We start from the raw sequence: 22,410 nt of genomic DNA, 5'->3' as shown, positions 1-22,410 counted from the left end.
TGGGTGATCCGTTTCACGCTCGGCGAGAGGCGGTCAGCGCCTCGTGATGGGCTCGGTAGCATCAAGCACCGGCCCGGACGGAGTACGCCAGCGTCCGTCCACCGCCGGTCGACGCAGCCGGAGGTGCCCATGAGTGCGGAGGCCACGAACCCAGCCACGCCCGGCCCCGTGACGCCCGGGGCCCAGCGCAGGCGCGGCCGGGCCCGGCTCGACCTGCGCAGGCTCGGCAGGGCCGCCCTGCTGGGCTCGGACACCCGGGACCGTCTGCCCGACGCGATCGGCCATGTGGTGGAGGCCCACCGGGCCCACTACCCCGACGCGGACCTCGAGCCGCTGCGCCGCGCCTATGTGCTCGCGGAGTCCTCGCACCGTGGCCAGACGCGCAAGAGCGGTGAGCCCTACATCACACACCCCCTCGCCGTCACGCTGATCCTGGCCCAGCTCGGCGCCGAGATCACGACCCTGACCGCATCCTTGCTGCACGACACCGTCGAGGACACGGAGGTGACGCTCGACCAGGTGCGCGCCGAGTTCGGCGACGACGTGTGTTACCTGGTGGACGGCGTCACCAAGCTGGAAAAGGTGGACTACGGAGCCGCCGCCGAGCCGGAGACCTTCCGCAAGATGCTGGTCGCCACGGGCAACGACGTACGCGTCATGTCGATCAAGCTGGCCGACCGGCTGCACAACATGCGCACGCTCGGTGTGATGCGCCCCGAGAAGCAGGCCCGCATCGCCAAGGTGACCAGGGACGTGCTGATTCCGCTCGCCGAGCGGCTGGGGGTCCAGGCGCTCAAGACCGAGCTGGAGGACCTCGTCTTCGCGATCCTCCACCCGGAGGAGTATGCCGAGGTCAAGGCCCTGATCACGGCGAACGCCGAGGCGGAGGCCAACTCCCTCGGGGACATCGCGGGCGAGGTGCGCGGCGTGCTGCGCGAGGCGGGCATCGCGGCCGAAGTCCTCATCAGGCCGCGGCACTTCGTCTCCGTCCACCGTGTGCACCGCAAACGCGGCGAGATGCGGGCGTCGGACTACGGCCGCCTTCTGGTGCTCGTCACCGAGGACGCCGACTGCTATGGCGTCCTCGGAGAGCTGCACACCTGCTTCACCCCGGTCGTGTCGGAGTTCAAGGACTTCATCGCCGTACCGAAGTTCAACCTCTACCAGTCGCTGCACACCGCCGTGGCACGGCCGGACGGAGAGGTCGCCGAAGTCCTCATCCGTACGCACCAGATGCACCAGGTCGCCGAGGCGGGCGTCGTCGCCCTGCGCAACCCCTACGCCCCGCCCACGGAGGAGTCGGCCGACGGCGCCGACGACGAGCGCGTGGACCCGACCAGGCCCGGCTGGCTCTCCCGGCTCCTGGACTGGCAGCAGGCCGCACCCGACCCTGACACCTTCTGGTCGACGCTGCGCGAGGACCTCGCCCAGGACCGCGAGATCGCCGTGTTCCGGCCCGACGGCGGCACACTCGGCCTGCCCGCCGGCGCCAGCTGCGTGGACGCGGCCTACGCCCAGTACGGCGAGGACGCGCACGCCTGCATCGGCGCGCGGGTCAACGGCCGCCTCGCGACGCTCAGCACGGTGCTGCGCGACGGCGACACCGTCCAGCTGCTCATGGGCCAGGACACGGCATCCGGGCCGTCCCGCGACTGGCTCGACCATGTCCGCACACCCGCCGCGCGGATCGCCATCCGGCGCTGGCTGGCCTCGCATCCGGCGCCCGCCCCGGCGCCCTCCGGACAGACCAAGAAGGCGCCGGTCGCCGCCCCGCGCCCCGAGGCCGCCGAGATCCCGCGCCCCGCCGCCGCCAACGCCGTGGTGGACCGCGAGGGCGCCAGCGTGCGGCTCGCCGGATGTTGTACGCCGGTGCCGCCCGACGCCGTCACCGCCTTCGCCGTACGCGGGGGAGCCGTGACCGTCCACCGGGTCGGATGCCCCTCGGTGGAGCGCATGAAGGAAATGGGGCGCACGGAGGTCGGCGTGCGCTGGGGGGACACCGCCGAGTGCCGTGTCACGCTGACCGCCGAATCGTTCGGCCGCGCGCATCTGCTCGCCGACCTCACCGAAGCGATCGCTCTTGAGGGGGTGGCGATCATCTCCGCCACCGTGGAGCCGCCGACCCAGCAGCGCGTCCGGCACACGTACACGCTGCAACTTCCCGACGCCGCGCACCTTCCGGGGCTGATGCGGGCGATGCGCGCGGTGCCAGGGGTGTACGACGTGAGCCGCGCCCAGCATCCGGCGGCAGCGGCCCACTGAAGCGGCCGACGGGAACCCGTGGCTCGGCCCTCGGGGGCGGACCACGCGCGGGTCCGGTCGGCGACTCGTTCGAGTGGCCCGGCGCGCGCCACCACCGTGCGGGGGCGCCCACGCTGGTAGCGGTAAGTCCATGCTGCTCACTGCCCGGGCCACGGCCGCACGGCCGAAGGTCCTCCGCACCCCCCGCGTGGCCGCCCTCGTCACGGCCGCCGTCTCCGCCGCCCTCGTCGCGGCGAGCGCTCCGTCGCCGGCCACGCCGCTCGGCATCGGCGATCCGCTCTTCCCGTACCTGGGGAACCCCGGGTACGACGTGGCGTCGTACGACATCGCCTTCACCTATCGCGGTGACAACCGCAAGCCGCTGGATGCCGTCACCAAGATCGATGCCCGCGCCACGCAGGCCCTGAAGCACCTGAATCTGGACTTCACGCACAGCAAGGTCCGCTCCGCCGCGATCAACGGCAGGGCCGCCCGCTTCGCGATCAGCGGTGAGGACCTGGTCCTCACGCCGGCCAAGCCGATCAGGCCCGGCGAGCGGCTGCGGATCACCGTTCGGCACACCAGCGACCCCGTCTCCCGCAAGGGCCCGCACGGCGGCTGGCTCCGCACCGCGGACGGGCTCGCCATGGCCAACCAGGCCGCCGCCGCCCACCGGGTCTTCCCCTGCAATGACCACCCCGCCGACAAGGCGATGTTCACCTTCCGCATCACCACCCCCAAGGGACTCACGGCCGTCGCCAACGGGCTGCCGATCGCCAAGCCCCGCCACCGAGGCTCCGCCACCACCTGGGCCTACCGCACCCACCACCCCATGGCGACCGAACTGGCCCAGGTGTCGATCGGCCGGTCCACCGTGCTGCACCGCCAGGGCCCGCACGGCCTGCCCGTACGCGACGTGGTGCCCACCAAGGACCGCGAGACCCTGGAGCGCTGGCTGAAGAAGACGCCCGGCCAGATCGAGTGGATGGAGAAGAAGGTCGGGCGCTACCCCTTCGAGACCTACGGACTCCTCGTCGCCCCGACGAAGACCGGCTTCGAGCTGGAGACACAGACACTGTCCCTCTTCGAACAGCAGCTCTTCACCCACCCCGACATCCCCGAGTGGAGCGTCGACGCGCTCATGGTGCACGAGCTGGCGCACCAGTGGTTCGGTGACAGTGTGAGCCCGCAGACATGGTCGGACCTCTGGCTCAACGAGGGCCACGCCACCTGGTACGAGGCAGTCTTCACCGAGGAGACGACGAAGCGGTCCCTGAAGGACCGCATGCGCGAGGCCTACCGCAAGTCGGACGGCTGGCGTGCCGACGGCGGGCCGCCCGCGAGGCCGACGAGGCCCGCCCCCGGCAAGAAGGTCAGGCTCTTCCGGCCCGTGGTCTACGACGGCGGCGCCCTGGTGCTCTACGCACTGCGCCAGGAGATCGGCCACGAGGCCTTCGAGCGCCTGGAGCGCCAGTGGGTCCGCGTCCACCGCGACGGCAACGCGACGACCGCCGATTTCGTGCGGCTCGCCTCCCGGACCGCCGGGCGTGACCTGGGCGGATTCCTCGACGCCTGGCTGTACGGGGAGAAGACGCCGCCCATGCCGGGGCACCCGGACTGGCGTAAGGCGCCCACGGGCGGGAAATAGCCCGACGGGCGGGAGAATAACCCGGATGACGAGACGGGCCGTGTCGTGCAACCATCTTCAGGTCGACGGCACGGCGGGTCGGTCCTCGGTCCGGCTCGGTCCGGGCTCCGGGACATCCCCTCGGGGGTATCTCAGGGCCCGCCAGGCCCGGCCTCGGGAATGTCCGGGCCGCCTCGGGCGTTGTCGACTGTGACGGATCCCGCGATCCGTCCGCACTTTCACCGGCGAATCGACGAATCGACGTAAGGATCCAATGACCTCCTCTTCTTCCCCTTCCCAGGACGCACAGAGCTTCGCGCAGAACTACCCCGAAGGTCTTCGGGCCGATGCCCTGATGGAAGAGGACGTCGCCTGGAGCCACGAGATCGACGGAGAGCGTGACGGCGAGCAGCTCGACCGCTCCGAGCGTGCGGCCCTGCGCCGCGTCGCAGGCCTCTCCACCGAGCTCGAGGACGTCACCGAGGTCGAGTACCGACAGCTCCGTCTGGAGCGTGTGGTCCTCGTCGGCGTGTGGACGTCCGGGACCGTGGACGACGCGGAGAACTCCCTCGCCGAGCTGTCCGCTCTCGCCGAGACCGCGGGCGCGCTCGTGCTCGACGGCGTCATCCAGCGCCGGGACAAGCCGGACCCGGCGACGTACATCGGTTCCGGCAAGGCCCTTGAGCTGCGTGACATCGTGCTCGAGACCGGCGCCGACACCGTCGTCTGCGACGGTGAGCTGAGCCCCGGCCAGCTCATCCACCTCGAAGACGTCGTCAAGGTCAAGGTGGTCGACAGGACCGCCCTGATCCTCGACATCTTCGCCCAGCACGCCAAGTCCCGAGAGGGCAAGGCGCAGGTCGCCCTGGCCCAGATGCAGTACATGCTGCCGAGGCTCCGCGGCTGGGGCCAGTCGCTCTCCCGGCAGATGGGTGGCGGCGGCGGTGGCGGCATGGCCACGCGTGGTCCCGGTGAGACCAAGATCGAGACGGACCGGCGGCGCATCCGCGAGAAGATGGCGAAGATGCGCCGGGAGATCGCGGAGATGAAGACGGGCCGCGACATCAAGCGCCAGGAGCGTCGGCGCAACAAGGTGCCCTCGGTCGCCATCGCCGGCTATACGAACGCGGGCAAGTCCTCGCTCCTGAACCGCCTCACGGGCGCGGGCGTGCTGGTGGAGAACTCACTGTTCGCCACCCTCGACCCGACCGTGCGCCGGGCCGAGACGCCGGGCGGCAGGCTCTACACCCTGGCCGACACCGTCGGGTTCGTGCGGCACCTGCCGCACCACCTGGTCGAGGCGTTCCGCTCCACGATGGAGGAGGTCGCCGACTCCGACCTGATCCTGCACGTGGTGGACGGTTCGCACCCCGTGCCGGAGGAGCAGCTCGCCGCCGTGCGGGAAGTCATCCGTGACGTGGGCGCGACCGAGGTACGCGAGATCGTGGTGATCAACAAGGCGGACGCCGCGGACCCGCTGGTCCTGCAGCGGCTGATGCGCAACGAGAAGCACGCGATCGCGGTCTCCGCGCGCACCGGTGCCGGCATCGGTGAGCTCCTGGCGCTCATCGACGTCGAGCTGCCGCGGCCCGAGGTCGAGATCGAGGCCCTCGTTCCGTACACCCACGGCCAGCTCGTCTCGCGCGCGCACGCCGAGGGTGAGGTGCTCTCCGAGGAGCACACCGCCGAGGGCACGCTGCTCAAGGCACGGGTGCACGAAGAGTTCGCCGCGGAGCTCAACCCGTACGTTCCGGCAGCGCATTGAGCGCATTGAGCGCGTTTGGCGCACGGAGCTGACTGAACGCGCCGAAGGCCCGCCCCTCTCGTGGGGGCGGGCCTTCGCCGTATCAGGTGTGACGCGCGGCTACTTCGAGCCGTACTTCTCGCTCATCATGTCGTAGACCTGTTCGGCGCCCTTGCCGAGCTGTGGTCCGGCAAGCCAGGTGTTCTCGGCCGGGCCGATCGAGGTGTTCGACACGAGCTGCGACTTGCCGTTGACGACGCGGAACCAGCCGCCGCCGGAGGAACCGCCGGTCATCGTGCAGCCGATGCGGTACATCGTCGGCAGGGACGGCGACAGCGAGAGGCGGCCCGGCTTGTCCACGCACTTGTGCATCATCAGGCCGTTGTAGGGCGGAGCGGCCGGGTAGCCCCAAGCGCCCATCGAACTCACGCTCTGCGTGGCCGGGGCCGAGAAGTCGACGGCGAGCGCGTTGCCGACGGTCTCCTCGAGGGACTTGCCGCCCTGCTCCGGCTTCACGTGCATGACGGCGTAGTCGTACGTCGCTCCGGCGCCGCCCGTGGGGCCGCCATCGTTGATCCACTCGTTGGAGGTCGAGACCCAGTCCGCCCAGTACTGGCCGTAGGGTGCGATCTCCTGCGGGGCCGCGTTGCCCAGTTCGGCCTCGGACTTGCCCAGGTCGTTGTACGAGGGCACGAAGGCGATGTTGCGGTACCAGCCGCCGTTCTTGCCCGCGTGCACGCAGTGGCCGGCGGTCCAGACCAGGTTGGACTTGCCGGGGTTGCGCGGGTCCTTCACGACGGTGCCGGAGCAGACCATCGAGCCCCCGGGGGCGTCGAAGAAGATCTTGCCGACCGGTGCGGCGTTCTCGTGGTACGGCGTCTTCTCGGGCTTCGCCCGGACCGGCGTCGGCTCGGGATCGGTGGCACCCTGGCCGGCGGCCGCGTCCTTCGAGGCGATCGTCTTGTTCGGGTCCTTCGCGTCCTTCATCCGCTCGGGCTTCCACAGGCCCTCGATGACCGGGTTGACGAAGTCGCTCGCCTCGCGAAGCCACTTGTCCTTGTTGAAGTTCTTCCAGCCGCCGTTCTCCCAATCGGCCGGGTCGATGCCGTGCTTCTTGAGCTTGTCGGCGAGCCCGCCCGGCAGCTCGGAGTCGGAACCGGAACCGGCGTCGGACCCGTTGGACTCAGCGGCGCTCGACCGGTCAGCGGCCTTGTCTTCGCTCGGACCGCAGGCCGTGGCGGTGAGCGCCAGGGTCGCGGCGAGCCCGGTGGCGGCGAGTGCGACGCGCCGCCCACGGCTGCGCGCGAACGGCGCACGAGTGGAACGCATGGTGCAGGTACCCCCGTTGGAACGTGTAATTGCCATGTACGTGTCATATGCCGGTCCGGAGTCCCGGGCCAGCGCAACACCTCACTATGCCTGTGAGGTTGGGGATGAACAGCGGCGGGGTCGTGAAGGTTTCCGGCGACCCCGCCGACGTACGACGTGCGAGAAGGGGGCGGCCCCGCGGAGCGGATACCGACCGCTCCACAGGGCCGATACGGACCGCTCCACAGGGCCGATACGGTCCGCTCCGCAGCGGCTACCGGTCGCTTCCCCAGTGCTTACTGATCAGCTCTCCAGTGCTTGCCTACTGGTCGGCGAACTTCTTGCTGACCGCGCTGTAGACGCCCTTGGCCTCCTTGCCGAGGCGCGGGCCGGCCAGCCAGCCGGCCGTCACCGGGCCGATGGAGGTGTTCGACACCAGGGCCGGCTTGCCGTCCTGGCCCGGGGCGACCCATCCGCCGCCGGAAGAACCGCCGGTCATGGTGCAGCCCACGCGGTACATCGTCGGCTCGGACTTGTTCAGCGAGAGCCGTCCGGGCTTGTCGGCGCACTGGAACAGCTTCTGGCCGTCGAAGGGCGGCGCCGCCGGGTAGCCGGTCGCCGTCAGGGACTTGACCTGCGGCACGGCCGGGGCGTCGAAGTCCACCGGGAGCGCCGAACCGACGGTCTCCTCGAGCGACTTGCCCTCGCTGCCCTTCTCGGGCTTCACGTGCATGACCGCGAAGTCGTAGGGGGCACCGGCGCCGCCCGTCGGGCCGCCACCCTCGATCCACTGGTCGGAGGTCTGCGCCCAGTCGCCCCACCAGACGCCGTACGGGGCGACCTCTTCCTTGGGCGCGTTCTGCAGCTCGGCGGCCGACTTGCCGCTGTCGTTGTACGAGGGGACGAAGATCATGTTGCGGTACCAGCCGCCCTTGGCGCCCGCGTGCACGCAGTGACCCGCGGTCCACACCATGTTGGACTTGCCGGGGTTGGCCGGGTCCTTCACCACGGTCGCGGAGCAGACCATCGAACCGTCGGGGCCGTCGAAGAAGAGCTTGCCCGACGCGGGGGCCTGGTCGTGGTACGGCGTCTTCACCGCGGCCGCTTCCACGGGTTCGGGCGTCGGGTCGGTGACGCCCTGGTCACCGGAGATGTCGTTGTCGTCGACGCCCCGGTCCGGGTTCTTGTCGGTGTCCCGCATCCGCTCCGGGTCCCAGAGGTCCTTGATGACCGGGTTGACGAACTCGCCGGCCTCGCGCAGCCACTTGTCCTTGTCGAAGTTCTTCCAGCCCCCGTCCTTCCACTTGTCCAGGTCGATCCCGTGCTCCTTGAGCTTGTCCTTGAGATCGGCCGGAATCTCGAACTTGTCGCCGTTGCTTCCGTCGGGCTGCGACGACGACGAGTCACCGCCGGCGTTGTCCTCGCTGGGACCACAGGCCGTTGCGGTCAGCACGAGCGCCGCGCCGAGCGCCACAGCGGCCGCCACGGGGGAGGTGCGGTTGCGCGTGCTCCTCCCGCTCCGTGCGGTGAAGAGCGGACGTATGGGTCGCATCGAGAGATTCCCCCTGGGCTTCGTGAATCAGTACGGAAGTGCTGGTCATCGGGGTGTGCAGACACCCGTCGCCGCTGCTGCGAGCGCCCCCGTGGCCGGGAAACGTCGCGCGCCTTGGCCGATGAACGGCCCCCACACTATGCCGGTGCCATGGGGGACTGCCGACAGAAGGGCAACGGTTCCGCAACGGCAAGATCTTCGGATTTCCCCCGTGCCTCAACCAGGGGCACCGTCGTTGGTACGTACGGGGGAGCGGCGGCCTGCGTTCATCCCTCTGCCAACTCGTGTGCTCGTCCGGCCTCTTGGGGCTCCCTGGAGTCGCCCGGTCGGGACGCGCTCGTCCCCAGCGGGAGGACCAACAGTCGTGGCCGTGATCGAGCCTGCGCCCGCGGCGGCGTCCGCAGCACTCTCCGGAGCGCAAGCCCCCTCAGGATCGCACGCCCCCTCGGAAGCGCATGCACCCTTTGTGACGCAGTCACCACCGCACCCTGCTGGTCCGGCTCGTCGGGAAGCCGTGCAGGAAAGCATTCTGCGGCGGCAGTCCGCGCGTGAATCGGCCGCGCGGACGTACGCGCGTGCCCTGCCGATCGTGCCGGTGCGGGCGCGCGGCATGACCATCGAGGGCGCCGACGGGCGCCGCTACCTCGACTGCCTCTCGGGCGCCGGGACCCTGGCGCTCGGCCACAACCACCCCGTGGTGCTCGAAGCGATCAGGCAGGTCCTCGACTCGGGGGCGCCGCTGCACGTCCTGGACCTGGCGACGCCCGTCAAGGACGACTTCACCACCGAACTCTTCCGCACGCTGCCGCCCGGCCTCGCCGAGCGCGCCCGCATCCAGTTCTGCGGACCCGCCGGGACGGACGCGGTGGAGGCGGCGCTGAAACTGGTCCGCGCGGCCACGGGCCGCGACGGCATGCTGGCTTTCACCGGCGGCTACCACGGAATGACGGCCGGAGCGCTCGAGGTGTCCGGCGGCGCGCCCAGCGTCCGCGTCGCCCGACTGCCCTACCCGCAGGACTACCGCTGCCCGTTCGGCCTCGGCGGGGCGGGCGGCGCGGAACTCTCCGCGCGCTGGATCCAGAACCTCCTCGACGACCCCAAATCGGGCGTACCGACCCCCGCGGGCATGATCCTCGAACCCGTCCAGGGCGAGGGCGGAGTCCTCCCCGCGCCGGACGGCTGGCTGCGCCGCATGCGCGAGATCACCGCCGCGCGCGACATCCCGCTGATCGTGGACGAGGTGCAGACGGGGGTCGGGCGCACCGGGGCCTTCTGGGCCGTCGAGCACAGCGGCGTCGTGCCGGACGTGATGGTGCTCTCGAAGGCGATCGGCGGCAGTCTGCCGCTGGCCGTCGTGGTCTACCGCGACGACCTCGACCTCTGGCCGCCCGGCGCCCACGCGGGCACGTTCCGCGGCAACCAGCTCGCCATGGCCGCGGGCGCGGCGACCCTCGCGTATGTACGGGAACACGGCCTCGCCGAGCGCGCCGCCACCCTCGGCGCCCGCATGCTGGCCCAGCTCCGGTCCCTGGCCGTGGACCACCCGTGCGTCGGCGAGGTCCGCGGCCGGGGGCTGATGATCGGCGTCGAACTGGTGGATCCGGGGCGCGACCGCGGCCTGCCCGAAGACACGGCCGAGGCCGCGGCCGAGCACGGCTCGCCCGCTGCGGCCTTCGACGGGTTGCCGTCCGCCGCCCGGCCCAGCCCGCCGGCACCGGAGTCGGCTGCCGCCGTGCAGCGTGAATGCCTGCGCCGCGGGCTCATCGTCGAGCTGGGCGGCCGGCACTCCAGTGTCGTACGGCTCCTTCCTCCCCTGACCATCACGGATGAACAGGCGTCCGCGGTCCTCGACCGCCTCGCCGACGCGCTGGCCGCCGTGGCACGCCACGACCACGGATAGCCGAGAAGGGCCCGGGCCGTTCCGGCTGCCACGACCCCCGGGCCCCTCTCGGCCCCGTCGCCCCTGGAGTTCGAACCACTTCCCAAGGAACCTCTCTTGAATGCCACTCCCGCTTCCGAAGGCCGCTCCCACCCTCAGGGCACAGGTGCGTGCGGCACTCCGTCCTCACTGGTGGCGGAGTCCTGTACGGTCCCCCGGCAGAAGGGCGGCGGCCAAGAAGCCGAGCATCTGCACGGCACGTCGACCGATCCGCTGGAGCACCCCTCCCCGTACGTCGCCGCGCAGGCCGCTGCCGTGGAGAACCTGCTGCGCTGCTGGGTACGGGAGAACGGCCTCCCCGCGCCCGACCAGGGCACCCTGCGCGTACCGCTGGCCGCGAGCGGCACGGCCCTGCTCGTCCCCGTGCGCTACTGGTCGGCCACCGGCTTGCACCGCTTCGGCCTGCCGCGGCTGGAGGACGGCCCCGCCGGCGCCCCTCCCGCCGACGCGGTCACCGTCGCCGCGCTGCTCGGGCGCGAGACGGCTCGCCGGGAGCAGGAGGCTTCGACCCCCCGAGCGCACGACGCCACGCCAACCGCCCAAACGGGCCCCGCCACCACGGCAGTCCCGAGCGCCACCGCCGCACACCCCGTCACAGCTGAACCGGCAGCCGCCCCCGGCGTCATGCCCGTAGCCACAGAGACCGACGGCGCTGATCTGGTCGGCCGGGTCGCCGACTCTGTGCGCCGTACCGCACAGTTCATCGCCGACCGGCGCGACAGCCCGAGCGATGAGCCCGACCTCTTCCTCTCCGCGGAACAGTCCCTGCTCCTCGGTCACCCCCTGCATCCGACCCCCAAGAGCCGCGAGGGTCTGTCCGACACCGAATCCCGCCTGTACTCGCCGGAGTTGCGCGGCGCCTTCGCGCTGCACTGGCTCGCCGTCGACCGGTCCGTGCTCGCCTCGGACTCGGCCTGGACCGAGCGGGGCCGCACCGTCCCCGCCGATCAGCTCACCGCACGGCTCGCGGGGCCGGGGCTGCCGCTGCCGGACGGCCGCGCCGCTCTGCCCGTGCACCCCTGGCAGATCCGCGAGCTGCGCCACCGCCCCGCCGCCGCGGACCTCCTCGACGCCGGGCTCCTCCAGGACCTCGGCCCGCACGGCACACCCTGGCGACCCACCTCCTCCGTGCGCACCCTCTACCGCTCCGACGCGGCCGCCATGCTCAAGCTCTCGCTGGGCCTGCGCATCACCAACTCCCGTCGTGAGAACCTCCGCAAGGAACTCCATCGCGGCGTCGAGGTCCACCGCCTGCTCCGCACCGGTCTGGCCGAGCAGTGGCAGGCGGCCCACCCCGGCTTCGACGTGATCCGCGACCCCGCGTGGCTCGCCGCCACCGGACCGGACGGCGCGCCCGTCCCCGGGCTCGACGTCATGATCCGGCACAACCCCTTCGGCCCCGGCGACGACGCCACCTGCGTCGCCGGACTCGTCTCGCCCCGGCCATCGGACCGGCGCGCGGACCACGACCACCAGCCGATGCGCTCGCGGCTTGCCGAGATCGTCACCAAGCTCGCCGGACAGACGGGCCACCCGCGCGGGGCCGTCGCCGCCGAGTGGTTCCTGCGCTACCTCAAGACCGTCGTCCGCCCCGTGCTCTGGCTGGACAGCGAGGCGGGCGTCGCCCTGGAGGCACACCAGCAGAACACGATCATCCTGCTCGATCCCGAGGGCTGGCCCGTGGGCGGCCGCTACCGCGACAACCAGGGCTACTACTTCCGCGAGTCCCGGCGCGCCGAACTGGAGAAGCGGCTTCCCGGCATCGGCCGGCACAGCGACACGTTCGTCTCCGACGAGGTGACGGACGAGCGGTTCGCCTACTACCTCGGCATCAACAACGTCCTCGGACTCATCGGAGCCTTCGGCGCCGAACGCCTCGCGGACGAACGCCTGTTGCTCGCCGCCTTCCGCCGCTTCCTCGGCGACCTCGCGTCAGGACCCGACAGCCTGCGCACCTCCCTGCCCGCGACGCTGCTCGACTCACCCGTACTGCGCTGCAAGGCCAACCTCCTGACCCGGCTGCACGGCCTCGACGAGCTCGTCGGCCCCGTCGACACACAGTCCGTCTACGTCACCATCGCCAACCCCCTCCACCCCCTTCATTCCTGAGGAACATGCCCCACTTCTTCTGATCTCCTGACAGGAGCGATGCCGTGCCTCCTCCCGATGCGCCCACCGACCCGGGAGTCGGATCCGCAGCCGCCGCTGCCGATGCCGCGGACACCCTCGATCTGCGGCTGCCCGAAGAGCTGACCTCCCTGCCGGCCGACACCGGCGAGCGAACTCGACTGGCCTCCGGCATCGGCCACGGATGGTGCGCGGCGGACGGCCTCGCCGGCATCCTCGCGGCGGACGACCTGCTCGACCGGGTCGCCGACTGGGGCCCGACCGCCACTGACGCCGGTGTCTTCGAGCTCGTACCCGTCCGCCTCGAACGCGATCTCCCGTTGATCAGCCGGTGGATGAACGACCCCGCCGTCTCGGCCTTCTGGGAACTGGCGGGCCCCGAGGCCGTGACGGAGGCGCACCTGCGTCCCCAGCTCGAAGGAGACGGGCGCAGCGTCCCCTGCCTCGGAGTCCTTCACGGCACACCGATGAGCTACTGGGAGATCTACCGGGCGGACCTCGACCCGCTGGCACGTCACTACCCCGCGCGCCCGCACGACACCGGGATCCACCTCCTCATCGGTGGTGTCGCCGACCGCGGCCAAGGCCTCGGCACTTCGCTGCTCAGGGCCGTCGCGGACCTGGTACTCGAAAACCGTCCCGCCTGCGCACGCGTCGTGGCGGAACCAGACCTGCGCAACACCCCCTCCGTCTCCGCGTTCCTCAGCGCCGGCTTCCGCTTCTCCGCCGAAGTCGATCTTCCCGACAAGCGTGCGGCGCTGATGATTTCCGACCGGGCCCTGCGCGCAGTGCTACGACCCGATCACACTTAGTACAACTCCGCCCGACCCGATCCGGTTCCCCTCCCTGAGGAGTCTCCGTGCCGAATCCGTCCGATCCGTCCGGCAGTCCGAGTTCCCGCCCCGCCGCGGCGCTGTACGACCCACCCGAGCTGACCCAGGACAGATGGCGGGGGGTCGGACGCCGACTGCTGGCGAAGATGATCGGCGAGTTCGCGTACGAGGAGATCATCCGGCCGGAGCCGGTCGAGGAGATCACGCGGCCCATGCCGGTCGAGGAGGGCGGGTCGGCTCGCGGCGTAGGCCGCGGAACCTCCTCCTACCTCCTCCGCATCGACCCGGCCGAGGCGGAGGAGCCCGTAGCGGCGGCCAAAGCCGCCGCCCAGGCCGATGTCACGGCCCGGGCCGAGGTCACCGAACCGCCCGAGGCTCCTGCGGCGAAGGGCGGGGACCGCGGCAGCCGGCTCTCCTTCCGGGCCCGGCGGGGCTCGTACGGCAGCTGGTACGTGGACCCGGACAGCCTGACCCTGGCCGAGGGCGGCGGCGATGCCCGTCCCTTCGGCGACCCCCTCAAGTTCCTCGTGCTCGCCCGCCGCACGCTGGGGCTCGACGGCGCCACGCTCGGCCACCTCGTACGCGAGCTCAGCTTCACGCTCTGCTCCGACACGCGGATAGATGGCACCGCGCTCCCCGCGGCGCGGCTCGCCGACCTGGGATACGCGGAGCTCGAAGGGCACCAGACCGGCCACCCCTGGCTGGTCCTCAACAAGGGGCGCATCGGATTCTCGGCCAGTGACACCGACCGCTGGGCGCCCGAGGCCCGCCGTCCCACCACGCTTCCCTGGATAGCGGTCCGCACCGACCTCGCCGTCTACCGGGGCGTCACCGGCCTGGACACCGCCCCGCAGCTCTACGCCCGCGAGCTCACCGCAGTCACCCAGGAGTCCTTCGAGGAGTTACTCCGCGCGCGTGGGCTCGATCCGCGCGAATATCTCTACCTGCCCGTGCACCCCTGGCAGTGGGACGAGATCGTGCTGCCGCTCTTCGCCCCGTCCGTCGCCGCCGACGCCATCGTCCCCCTGGGCAGCGACGGCGACCTGCGCCTTCCCCAGCAGTCCATCCGGACATTCCTGAACATGTCCCGCCCGGACCGCCACTCCGTGAAACTGCCGCTGTCGGTTCTGAACACGCTGGTGTGGCGCGGCCTGCCCACCGAACGCACGGTCGCCGCCCCCGCCGTCACGGCGTGGATGCACGCCCTGCGCGACGCCGACCCCTTCCTGCGCGACGAGTGCGGGGTGATCCTGCTCGGCGAGGTGGCGTCCGTCGCCGTCGAGCACCCGGTATACGACGGGCTGCCCGAGGTCCCGTACCAGTACAGAGAGCTGCTCGGCGCCATCTGGCGCGAACCGATCAGCCGGTACCTCGCCCCGGACGAACGCGCGCGTACGCTCGCCTCCCTTCTGCACACCGACCCCGAGGGCAGGGCCTTCGTGGCGGAACTCGTCGAACGCTCGGGGCTGACCCCCGCCGCCTGGCTGCGCCGGCTCTTCGCCGCCCTGCTGCCCCCGCTGCTGCACTTCCTCTACCGCTACGGCACCGTCTTCTCGCCCCACGGGGAGAACGCCATCGTCGTTTTCGACGACAAGGATGTGCCCGTCCGGCTCGCGGTGAAGGACTTCGTGGACGACGTCAACGTGAGCGCCGTGCCGCTGCCCGAGCACGACTCGATGCCCGAGGACGTGCGTGAGGTCCTGCTCACCGAGCCGCCCGAGTTCCTCACCCAGTTCATCCATTCCGGTCTTTTCGTGGGGGTCTTCCGCTATCTCGCGCCGCTGTGCGAGGAGCAACTGGGCGTCAGCGAGGCCGACTTCTGGCACGGCGTGCGTACCGAGATCCTGCGGCACCAGGCGCGCGCCCCGGAGATGAAGGAGCGGTACGCGATGTTCGACCTGCTCACACCGCGTATCGAGCGGCTGTGCCTCAACCGGAACCGGCTCCACCTCGACGGCTACCGCGACCGTCCGCAGCGCCCGCACGCCGCCGTGCACGGAACGGTGCCCAACCCTCTGCACCAGCCGTGACCGCGGGATTGTCAGTGGGGCACCGTAGGGTGGTCGGGCTATGACGAAGCCCTCCCTCCCCGAGCTCCTGCACGCCGCCGTCGCCGCTGTCGGCGGCACGGAGCGGCCTGGCCAGGTGTCCATGGCCGAGACCGTCGCCGCGGCGATCGACGACGGCTCCCACCTGCTGGTCCAGGCCGGCACCGGCACGGGTAAATCCCTCGGCTATCTGGTCCCCGCACTGGCGCACGGGGAGCGGGTGGTGGTCGCCACGGCCACGCTCGCCCTCCAGCGCCAGCTCGTGGAGCGGGACCTGCCGCGCACGGTGGACGCGCTGCACCCGCTGCTGCGCCGCCGCCCGCAGTTCGCGATGCTCAAGGGCCGCTCGAACTACCTGTGTCTGCACCGGCTGCACGAGGGCATGCCGCAGGACGAGGAGGAGGGCCTCTTCGACCAGTTCGAGGCGGCCGCCCCCACCAGCAAGCTGGGCCAGGACCTGCTCAGGATGCGGGACTGGGCGGACGAGACCGAGACGGGCGACCGCGACGACCTCACCCCAGGTGTCTCCGACCGGGCCTGGGCCCAGATCTCGGTCTCCTCCCGGGAGTGCCTCGGCGCCTCGAAGTGTGCCTACGGAGCGGAGTGCTTCGCGGAGGCGGCCCGCGAGCGCGCCAAGCTCGCCGATGTCGTCGTCACCAACCACGCGCTGCTCGCGATCGACGCCATCGAAGGCGCCCCCGTGCTGCCCCAGCACGAAGTCCTGATCGTGGACGAGGCCCACGAGCTGGTCTCCCGGGTCACCGGCGTCGCCACGGGCGAGCTCACGCCCGGACAGGTCAACCGGGCGGTGCGGCGCGCGGCCAAGCTCGTCAACGAAAAAGCGGCCGACCAGCTCCAGACCGCCTCCGAAGGCTTCGAGCGGTTGATGGAGCTGGCCCTGCCCGGCCGCCTGGAGGAGATCCCCGAGGACCTCGGCTATGCCCTGATGGCCCTGCGGGACGCCGCGCGCACGGTGATCACGGCGCTCGGCTCCACCAGGGACAAGTCGGTCCAGGACGAGGACGCCGTCCGTAAGCAGGCGCTCGCCTCGGTGGAGTCGATTCACGACGTGGCGGAGCGGATCACCAACGGCTCCGAGTGGGACGTCGTCTGGTACGAGCGGCACGACCGCTTCGGCGCCTCGCTGCGGGTGGCCCCGATGTCCGTGTCCGGTCTCCTGCGGGAAAAGCTGTTCAGTGACCGCTCGGTGACCCTGACGTCGGCCACGCTCAAGCTCGGCGGCGACTTCAACGGCGTGGGGGCGTCCCTCGGGCTCGCCCCGGAGGGCACCGAAGCCGAGGACGCGCCCGCATGGAAGGGCCTGGACGTCGGCTCACCGTTCGACTACGGCAAGCAGGGCATCCTCTACGTGGCGAAGCACCTGGCCCGCCCGGGGCGTGAGGGAACCCGCGACGACATGCTCGATGAGCTGGCCGAGCTGATCGAGGCGTCCGGTGGCCGCACGCTGGGCCTGTTCTCCTCCATGCGGGCGGCCCAGGGCGCCGCGGAGGAGCTGCGCGGCCGCCTGGACATGCCCATCCTGCTTCAGGGCGAGGAAACGCTCGGCGAGCTGATCAAGGGCTTCGCCGCGGACGCGCGGACCTGCCTCTTCGGGACGCTCTCGCTCTGGCAGGGCGTGGACGTGCCGGGCCCGAGCTGTCAGCTCGTGGTCATGGACAAGATCCCGTTCCCGCGGCCGGACGACCCGCTGATGAGCGCCCGCCAGAAGGCGGTCGACGAGGCCGGGGGCAACGGCTTCATGGCGGTCGCGGCCACGCACGCCGCACTGCTGATGGCGCAGGGCGCCGGCCGTCTCGTACGGGCGACGGGGGACCGCGGTGTGGTCGCCGTCCTGGACCCCCGGCTGGCGACCGCGCGGTACGGCAGCTATCTGCGGGCCTCGCTGCCCGACTTCTGGTACACGACCGACCGCAATCAGGTGCGCCGCTCCCTGGCCGCGATCGACGCCGTGGCGAAGGCGGACGAGGCGTAGCTCCCGGCCCGGCCCGGCCCCGCGACGCGGGCGCGGTGCGCCTTCCGACGTAGCAGGACCCCAGACACAGCAGGACCCCAGACACAGCAGGACCCCGGAACCGGCGCAGTTGGTTCCGGGGTCCGGTCAGAGGCGGATGCTCACACCCGCCGCAGCACCGCCACGACCTTGCCGAGGATGGTGGCCTCGTCGCCGGGGATCGGCTGGTACGCGGAGTTGTGAGGGAGCAGCCACACGTGCCCGTCCTCGCGCTTGAAGCGCTTGACCGTGGCTTCGCCGTCGAGCATGGCCGCCACGATGTCGCCGTTCTCCGCGACGGGCTGACGGCGGACGGTGACCCAGTCGCCGTCGCAGATCGCGGCCTCGATCATCGAGTCACCGACGACCTTGAGCACGAAGAGCTCGCCGTCGCCGACCAGCTGTCGGGGGAGGGGGAAGACGTCCTCCACCGACTCCTCGGCCAGGATCGGACCACCGGCGGCGATGCGGCCGACCAGCGGGACATACGAAGCGGCCGGCTTGCCGGTGGTGTCGGTGGGCTGGCTGCTCGGCTGGTCCGAGCCGCGCACCTCGTACGCCCGGGGGCGGTGGGGGTCGCGGCGCAGGAAGCCCTTGCGCTCCAGGGCCATCAGCTGATGGGCGACCGATGAGGTGCTGGAAAGACCGACGGCCTGCCCGATCTCCCGCATCGACGGTGGGTATCCGCGCCGCTGCACTGAGTCCCTGATGACCTCGATGACCCTGCGCTGCCGGTCCGTGAGGCCCGAGCTGTCGGCGCGGATGCCTGGAGGTCGGCCCGGCAGGGAGCGAGAGGGCGTGGGCCCCTCCTGGTTCGTGGCTGCGTCATTCATGGCATGCACCGGCTCGAGTCGGCTCTGGGCAGTGATGGTGGCGCTGTCTGCGGTGGTGGTCACTTCGGTCGGCCCCTCTCGAGATGTTCTCTCCCTAGCTAGCCAACGGTAGTTGCTTTCGAAAGGTTGCGCCAAACACACGTTCGAGTGAAAAATCGGCGATTACCTGCCGTGATCATGCGTCCGGGTGTATGGCTCACATTCGGGTCGAAGGGCAATTCGGCTCATTACGGTACGCTTCACCGCTGTGGTCGCGAGCTCCTCCGCAGGGCTCCCATACTGCCATCCAGTGCCCCGCCGGCCCGGCACCGGGCCCCCGCCGCGAGCGCCGCGTCCGAGGCTTTCGGCTGTCCGCCGACCGTCCGGCCGGTACGACACGCTCGGGGCGCCAGGTGTAGCCGAACCCCACATGTAGTGGCTAGTTTGCATCCGCAGCCCAGAACTAGTGGTCCCGGGGCTTTCGGGGCTCCTGGGATCGCCTATGCTTGGGGCTGCTTCGAGGGGCTCAACAGCCCACTGAGGCGTACGAGTCATGCCATGAAGGAGGGTTGGGAGTTCCATGCACTGCCCCTTCTGCAGGCACCCCGACAGCCGTGTAGTCGACAGTCGCACCACCGACGACGGCACGTCGATCCGTAGGCGCCGTCAGTGCCCGGACTGCTCCCGTCGTTTCACGACCGTGGAGACATGCTCACTGATGGTGGTCAAGCGCAGCGGGGTGACCGAGCCCTTCAGCCGTACGAAGGTCATCAACGGCGTTCGCAAGGCGTGCCAGGGGCGGCCGGTCACCGAGGACGCACTCGCCGTGCTCGGCCAGCGGGTCGAAGAGGCGGTGCGGGCCACCGGCAGCGCGGAGCTCACCACTCACGACGTCGGCCTGGCCATACTGGGCCCGCTGCAGGAGCTCGACCTCGTCGCCTACCTGCGTTTCGCGTCCGTGTACCGCGCCTTCGACTCGCTCGAGGACTTCGAAGCCGCCATCGGGGAGCTCAGGGAACAGCGGCTCGACGCGGAGCCGTGCGACGCGGGCGGAGAGCGCGTCGTGAATGACCGCGGGCCCGGCGGGACTGTCGAAGTCCCCGTGCCCGCCACCGCCGCCGACTGACCGGCCGAGCGGCGGCAAACAGACCTGTCGAGGGCGTCCTTCGTGATGCCCGCGACATCAGACACACATCCGTGCCATGGGAAGAACGTGGCACTTCAGGGCGTTTTAGCCTGAAACAGGGAGGCGGCATGACCGAGACGACGAGCGGCCCGGCACGAGGTTCCCGCGCCAAGGGGTCCAAGGCCAGCAAGGGTCTGCGTATCGAGCGCATCCACACGACCCCCGGCGTGCACCCGTACGACGAGGTGGCCTGGGAGCGCCGTGACGTCGTCATGACCAATTGGCGCGACGGCTCGATCAACTTCGAGCAGCGTGGCGTCGAGTTCCCCGACTTCTGGTCGGTGAACGCGGTCAACATCGTCACCAGCAAGTACTTCAGGGGCGCCGTGGGCACCCCGCAGCGCGAGACCGGCCTCAAGCAGCTGATCGACCGCATCGTGAAGACCTACCGCAAGGCAGGCGAGGACCACAGCTACTTCGCCTCGCCCGCTGACGCCGAGATCTTCGAGCACGAGCTGGCCTACGCCCTCCTGCACCAGATCTTCAGCTTCAACTCCCCGGTCTGGTTCAACGTCGGTACGCCCCAGCCGCAGCAGGTCTCCGCCTGCTTCATCCTGGCCGTCGACGACTCCATGGAGTCGATCCTCGACTGGTACAAGGAAGAGGGCATGATCTTCAAGGGCGGCTCCGGCGCCGGCCTGAACCTCTCCCGCATCCGCTCCTCCAAGGAGCTGCTGTCCTCCGGCGGCAACGCCTCGGGTCCCGTCTCCTTCATGCGCGGTGCCGACGCCTCCGCGGGAACCATCAAGTCCGGTGGCGCCACGCGCCGCGCGGCCAAGATGGTCATCCTCGACGTCGACCACCCCGACATCGAGGGCTTCATCGAGACCAAGGTGAAGGAAGAGGAGAAGATCCGCGCCCTGCGCGACGCGGGCTTCGACATGGACCTGGGCGGCGACGACATCACGTCCGTCCAGTACCAGAACGCCAACAACTCGGTCCGCGTGAACGACACGTTCATGAAGGCGGTCGAGGAGGGCGGCAAGTTCGGCCTCACGTCCCGCATGACGGGCGACGTCATCGAGGAGGTCGACGCCAAGTCGCTCTTCCGCAAGATGGCCGAGGCCGCCTGGGCCTGCGCCGACCCGGGCATCCAGTACGACGACACCATCAACGCCTGGCACACCTGCCCGGAGTCCGGCCGTATCAACGGCTCGAACCCGTGCAGCGAGTACATGCACCTGGACAACACGTCCTGCAACCTCGCCTCGCTGAACCTGATGAAGTTCCTGAAGGACGACAGCAAGGGCAACCAGTCCTTCGACGCCGAGCGCTTCTCCAAGGTCGTCGAGCTGGTCATCACCGCGATGGACATCTCCATCTGCTTCGCGGACTTCCCGACGCAGAAGATCGGCGAGAACACCCGCGCCTTCCGTCAGCTCGGCATCGGCTACGCCAACCTCGGCGCCCTCCTGATGGCCACCGGTCACGCCTACGACTCCGACGGCGGCCGCTCCCTGGCCGGCGCCATCACGTCGCTGATGACGGGTACGTCGTACAAGCGTTCCGCCGAGCTCGCCGCGGTCGTCGGCCCCTACGACGGCTACGCCAAGAACGCCACGCCGCACAAGCGCGTCATGAAGCAGCACTCCGACGCCAACGCCACGGCGCCTCGCGTGGACGACCTGGACACGCCGATCTGGGCCGCCGCCACGGAGGCCTGGCAGGACGTGCTCCGCCTCGGCGAGAAGAACGGCTTCCGCAACTCGCAGGCTTCCGTCATCGCCCCGACCGGCACCATCGGTCTCGCGATGTCCTGCGACACCACCGGCCTTGAGCCCGACCTCGCCCTGGTCAAGTTCAAGAAGCTGGTCGGCGGCGGCTCGATGCAGATCGTCAACGGCACCGTGCCGCAGGCCCTGCGCCGCCTGGGCTACCAGGAGGAGCAGATCGAGGCGATCGTCGCCCACATCGCCGACCACGGCAATGTGATCGACGCCCCGGGCCTGAAGACCGAGCACTACGAGGTCTTCGACTGCGCGATGGGCGAGCGTTCCATCTCCGCGATGGGCCACGTCCGCATGATGGCCGCGATCCAGCCGTGGATCTCGGGCGCCCTCTCCAAGACGGTCAACCTCCCGGAGACCGCCACCGTCGAGGACGTCGAAGAGGTCTACTACGAGGCGTGGAAGATGGGCGTCAAGGCGCTCGCCATCTACCGCGACAACTGCAAGGTCGGCCAGCCCCTCTCCGCCAAGACGAAGGAGAAGGAGAAGGCCGAGGTCACCGAGAAGACCGAGGACACGATCCGTGCCGCGGTCGAGAAGGTGGTCGAGTACCGCCCCGTCCGCAAGCGCCTTCCCAAGGGCCGTCCGGGGATCACCACCTCCTTCACCGTGGGTGGCGCCGAGGGCTACATGACCGCCAACTCCTACCCGGACGACGGTCTCGGCGAGGTCTTCCTGAAGATGTCCAAGCAGGGCTCGACCCTCGCGGGCATGATGGACGCCTTCTCCATCGCCGTCTCGGTCGGTCTGCAGTACGGCGTGCCGCTGGAGACGTACGTCTCCAAGTTCACGAACATGCGCTTCGAGCCGGCCGGCATGACGGACGACCCGGACGTGCGGATGGCGCAGTCGATCGTCGACTACATCTTCCGCCGCCTGGCGCTGGACTTCCTGCCCTTCGAGACGCGCTCCGCGCTCGGCATCCACTCCGCCGAGGAGCGCCAGCGTCACCTGGAGACCGGTTCGTACGAGCCGTCCCTGGACGAGTCCGAGGTCGAGGTCGAGACGCTCGCGCAGTCCGCTCCGCGGCAGCCCGAGTCGCTGAAGGCGGTCGCCACGCCGAAGGCCGAGGCCGAGTCGGCCAAGGCCGCCCCGCAGCAGGCGCACACCAGCGCCGAGCTGGTCGAGATGCAGCTGGGCATCCAGGCCGACGCGCCGCTGTGCTTCTCCTGCGGCACGAAGATGCAGCGGGCGGGCTCCTGCTACATCTGCGAGGGCTGCGGGTCCACCAGCGGCTGCAGCTGATGACGGGAAC

At 70.5% G+C, this 22,410-nt stretch carries 13 protein-coding genes; 10 read left to right on the top strand and 3 right to left on the bottom strand.

What is annotated here, in order from left to right:
• The first annotated feature begins 129 nt into the window (after positions 1–129).
• From ACZ6JY_RS09220 to hflX, 3 genes are all read left to right on the top strand, one after another.
• On the top strand, positions 130–2,262 hold the full coding sequence (locus ACZ6JY_RS09220; RefSeq protein ID WP_469193817.1) for a RelA/SpoT family protein: 2,133 nt from the start codon (positions 130–132) through the stop codon (positions 2,260–2,262).
• 130 nt (positions 2,263–2,392) lie between these two features.
• The gene (locus tag ACZ6JY_RS09215; RefSeq protein ID WP_469193815.1) at positions 2,393–3,889 is read left to right on the top strand and encodes a M1 family metallopeptidase; all 1,497 of its coding nucleotides are present in this window, start codon (positions 2,393–2,395) and stop codon (positions 3,887–3,889) included.
• Positions 3,890–4,142: 253 nt separating this feature from the next.
• The gene (hflX, locus tag ACZ6JY_RS09210) at positions 4,143–5,633 is read left to right on the top strand and encodes a GTPase HflX (RefSeq protein ID WP_469193813.1); all 1,491 of its coding nucleotides are present in this window, start codon (positions 4,143–4,145) and stop codon (positions 5,631–5,633) included.
• 99 nt (positions 5,634–5,732) lie between these two features.
• On the opposite strand, the gene ACZ6JY_RS09205 is transcribed toward hflX, so the two are convergent.
• On the bottom strand, positions 5,733–6,941 hold the full coding sequence (locus ACZ6JY_RS09205; RefSeq protein ID WP_469193811.1) for a trypsin-like serine peptidase: 1,209 nt from the start codon (positions 6,939–6,941) through the stop codon (positions 5,733–5,735).
• Positions 6,942–7,242: 301 nt separating this feature from the next.
• Entirely contained in the window at positions 7,243–8,472 is a 1,230-nt protein-coding gene (locus tag ACZ6JY_RS09200) for a trypsin-like serine peptidase (protein ID WP_469193809.1), read from the bottom strand.
• A gap of 514 nt (positions 8,473–8,986) precedes the next feature.
• Between ACZ6JY_RS09200 and ACZ6JY_RS09195 the strand changes: the two genes are divergently transcribed.
• The 5 genes from ACZ6JY_RS09195 (at position 8,987) to ACZ6JY_RS09175 (ending at position 17,412) form a co-directional block, all read left to right on the top strand.
• Entirely contained in the window at positions 8,987–10,372 is a 1,386-nt protein-coding gene (locus ACZ6JY_RS09195) for a diaminobutyrate--2-oxoglutarate transaminase family protein (protein WP_469193807.1), read from the top strand.
• 96 nt (positions 10,373–10,468) lie between these two features.
• Positions 10,469–12,520: an IucA/IucC family protein gene (locus tag ACZ6JY_RS09190; RefSeq protein WP_469193805.1), complete on the top strand. Its 2,052-nt coding sequence runs from the start codon at positions 10,469–10,471 to the stop codon at positions 12,518–12,520.
• A 44-nt stretch (positions 12,521–12,564) separates the two neighbouring features.
• A complete protein-coding gene (locus ACZ6JY_RS09185) occupies positions 12,565–13,350 on the top strand; it encodes a GNAT family N-acetyltransferase (RefSeq protein ID WP_469193803.1) in 786 nt (261 codons plus the stop codon).
• 47 nt (positions 13,351–13,397) lie between these two features.
• Entirely contained in the window at positions 13,398–15,401 is a 2,004-nt protein-coding gene (locus ACZ6JY_RS09180; protein WP_469193801.1) for an IucA/IucC family protein, read from the top strand.
• Between the two features lie 40 nt (positions 15,402–15,441).
• Positions 15,442–17,412, top strand: a complete 1,971-nt coding sequence (locus tag ACZ6JY_RS09175) for an ATP-dependent DNA helicase (RefSeq protein ID WP_469193799.1) — start codon at positions 15,442–15,444, stop codon at positions 17,410–17,412.
• Between the two features lie 140 nt (positions 17,413–17,552).
• On the opposite strand, the gene lexA is transcribed toward ACZ6JY_RS09175, so the two are convergent.
• Positions 17,553–18,326 carry a transcriptional repressor LexA gene (gene lexA, locus ACZ6JY_RS09170; protein WP_447040392.1) on the bottom strand — a complete coding sequence of 258 codons (774 nt, stop codon included), beginning with the start codon at positions 18,324–18,326 and terminating at the stop codon, positions 17,553–17,555.
• 496 nt (positions 18,327–18,822) lie between these two features.
• Between lexA and nrdR the strand changes: the two genes are divergently transcribed.
• Both nrdR and ACZ6JY_RS09160 read left to right on the top strand, forming a co-directional pair.
• Positions 18,823–19,368 carry a transcriptional regulator NrdR gene (nrdR, locus tag ACZ6JY_RS09165; protein WP_469193797.1) on the top strand — a complete coding sequence of 182 codons (546 nt, stop codon included), beginning with the start codon at positions 18,823–18,825 and terminating at the stop codon, positions 19,366–19,368.
• A gap of 128 nt (positions 19,369–19,496) precedes the next feature.
• Positions 19,497–22,400 (top strand): vitamin B12-dependent ribonucleotide reductase, encoded by a 2,904-nt coding sequence (locus ACZ6JY_RS09160; protein WP_469193795.1) that lies wholly within the window; start codon positions 19,497–19,499, stop codon positions 22,398–22,400.
• Positions 22,401–22,410 lie beyond the last annotated feature (10 nt).

Source organism: Streptomyces sp. NPDC046335 (assembly GCF_055587985.1).
The sequence above is the reverse complement of the archived record's forward strand: the minus strand, read 5'-3'. Positions and strand labels throughout refer to the sequence as shown.

Coding starts and splice junctions, on each gene's coding strand:
- ACZ6JY_RS09200 (WP_469193809.1), bottom strand. CDS start 8,472: ATGCGACCCATACGTCCGCTCTTCACCGCACGGAGCGGGAGGAGCACG.
- hflX (WP_469193813.1), top strand. CDS start 4,143: ATGACCTCCTCTTCTTCCCCTTCCCAGGACGCACAGAGCTTCGCGCAG.
- ACZ6JY_RS09160 (WP_469193795.1), top strand. CDS start 19,497: ATGACCGAGACGACGAGCGGCCCGGCACGAGGTTCCCGCGCCAAGGGG.
- ACZ6JY_RS09175 (WP_469193799.1), top strand. CDS start 15,442: ATGACGAAGCCCTCCCTCCCCGAGCTCCTGCACGCCGCCGTCGCCGCT.
- ACZ6JY_RS09215 (WP_469193815.1), top strand. CDS start 2,393: ATGCTGCTCACTGCCCGGGCCACGGCCGCACGGCCGAAGGTCCTCCGC.
- ACZ6JY_RS09205 (WP_469193811.1), bottom strand. CDS start 6,941: ATGCGTTCCACTCGTGCGCCGTTCGCGCGCAGCCGTGGGCGGCGCGTC.
- nrdR (WP_469193797.1), top strand. CDS start 18,823: ATGCACTGCCCCTTCTGCAGGCACCCCGACAGCCGTGTAGTCGACAGT.
- ACZ6JY_RS09220 (WP_469193817.1), top strand. CDS start 130: ATGAGTGCGGAGGCCACGAACCCAGCCACGCCCGGCCCCGTGACGCCC.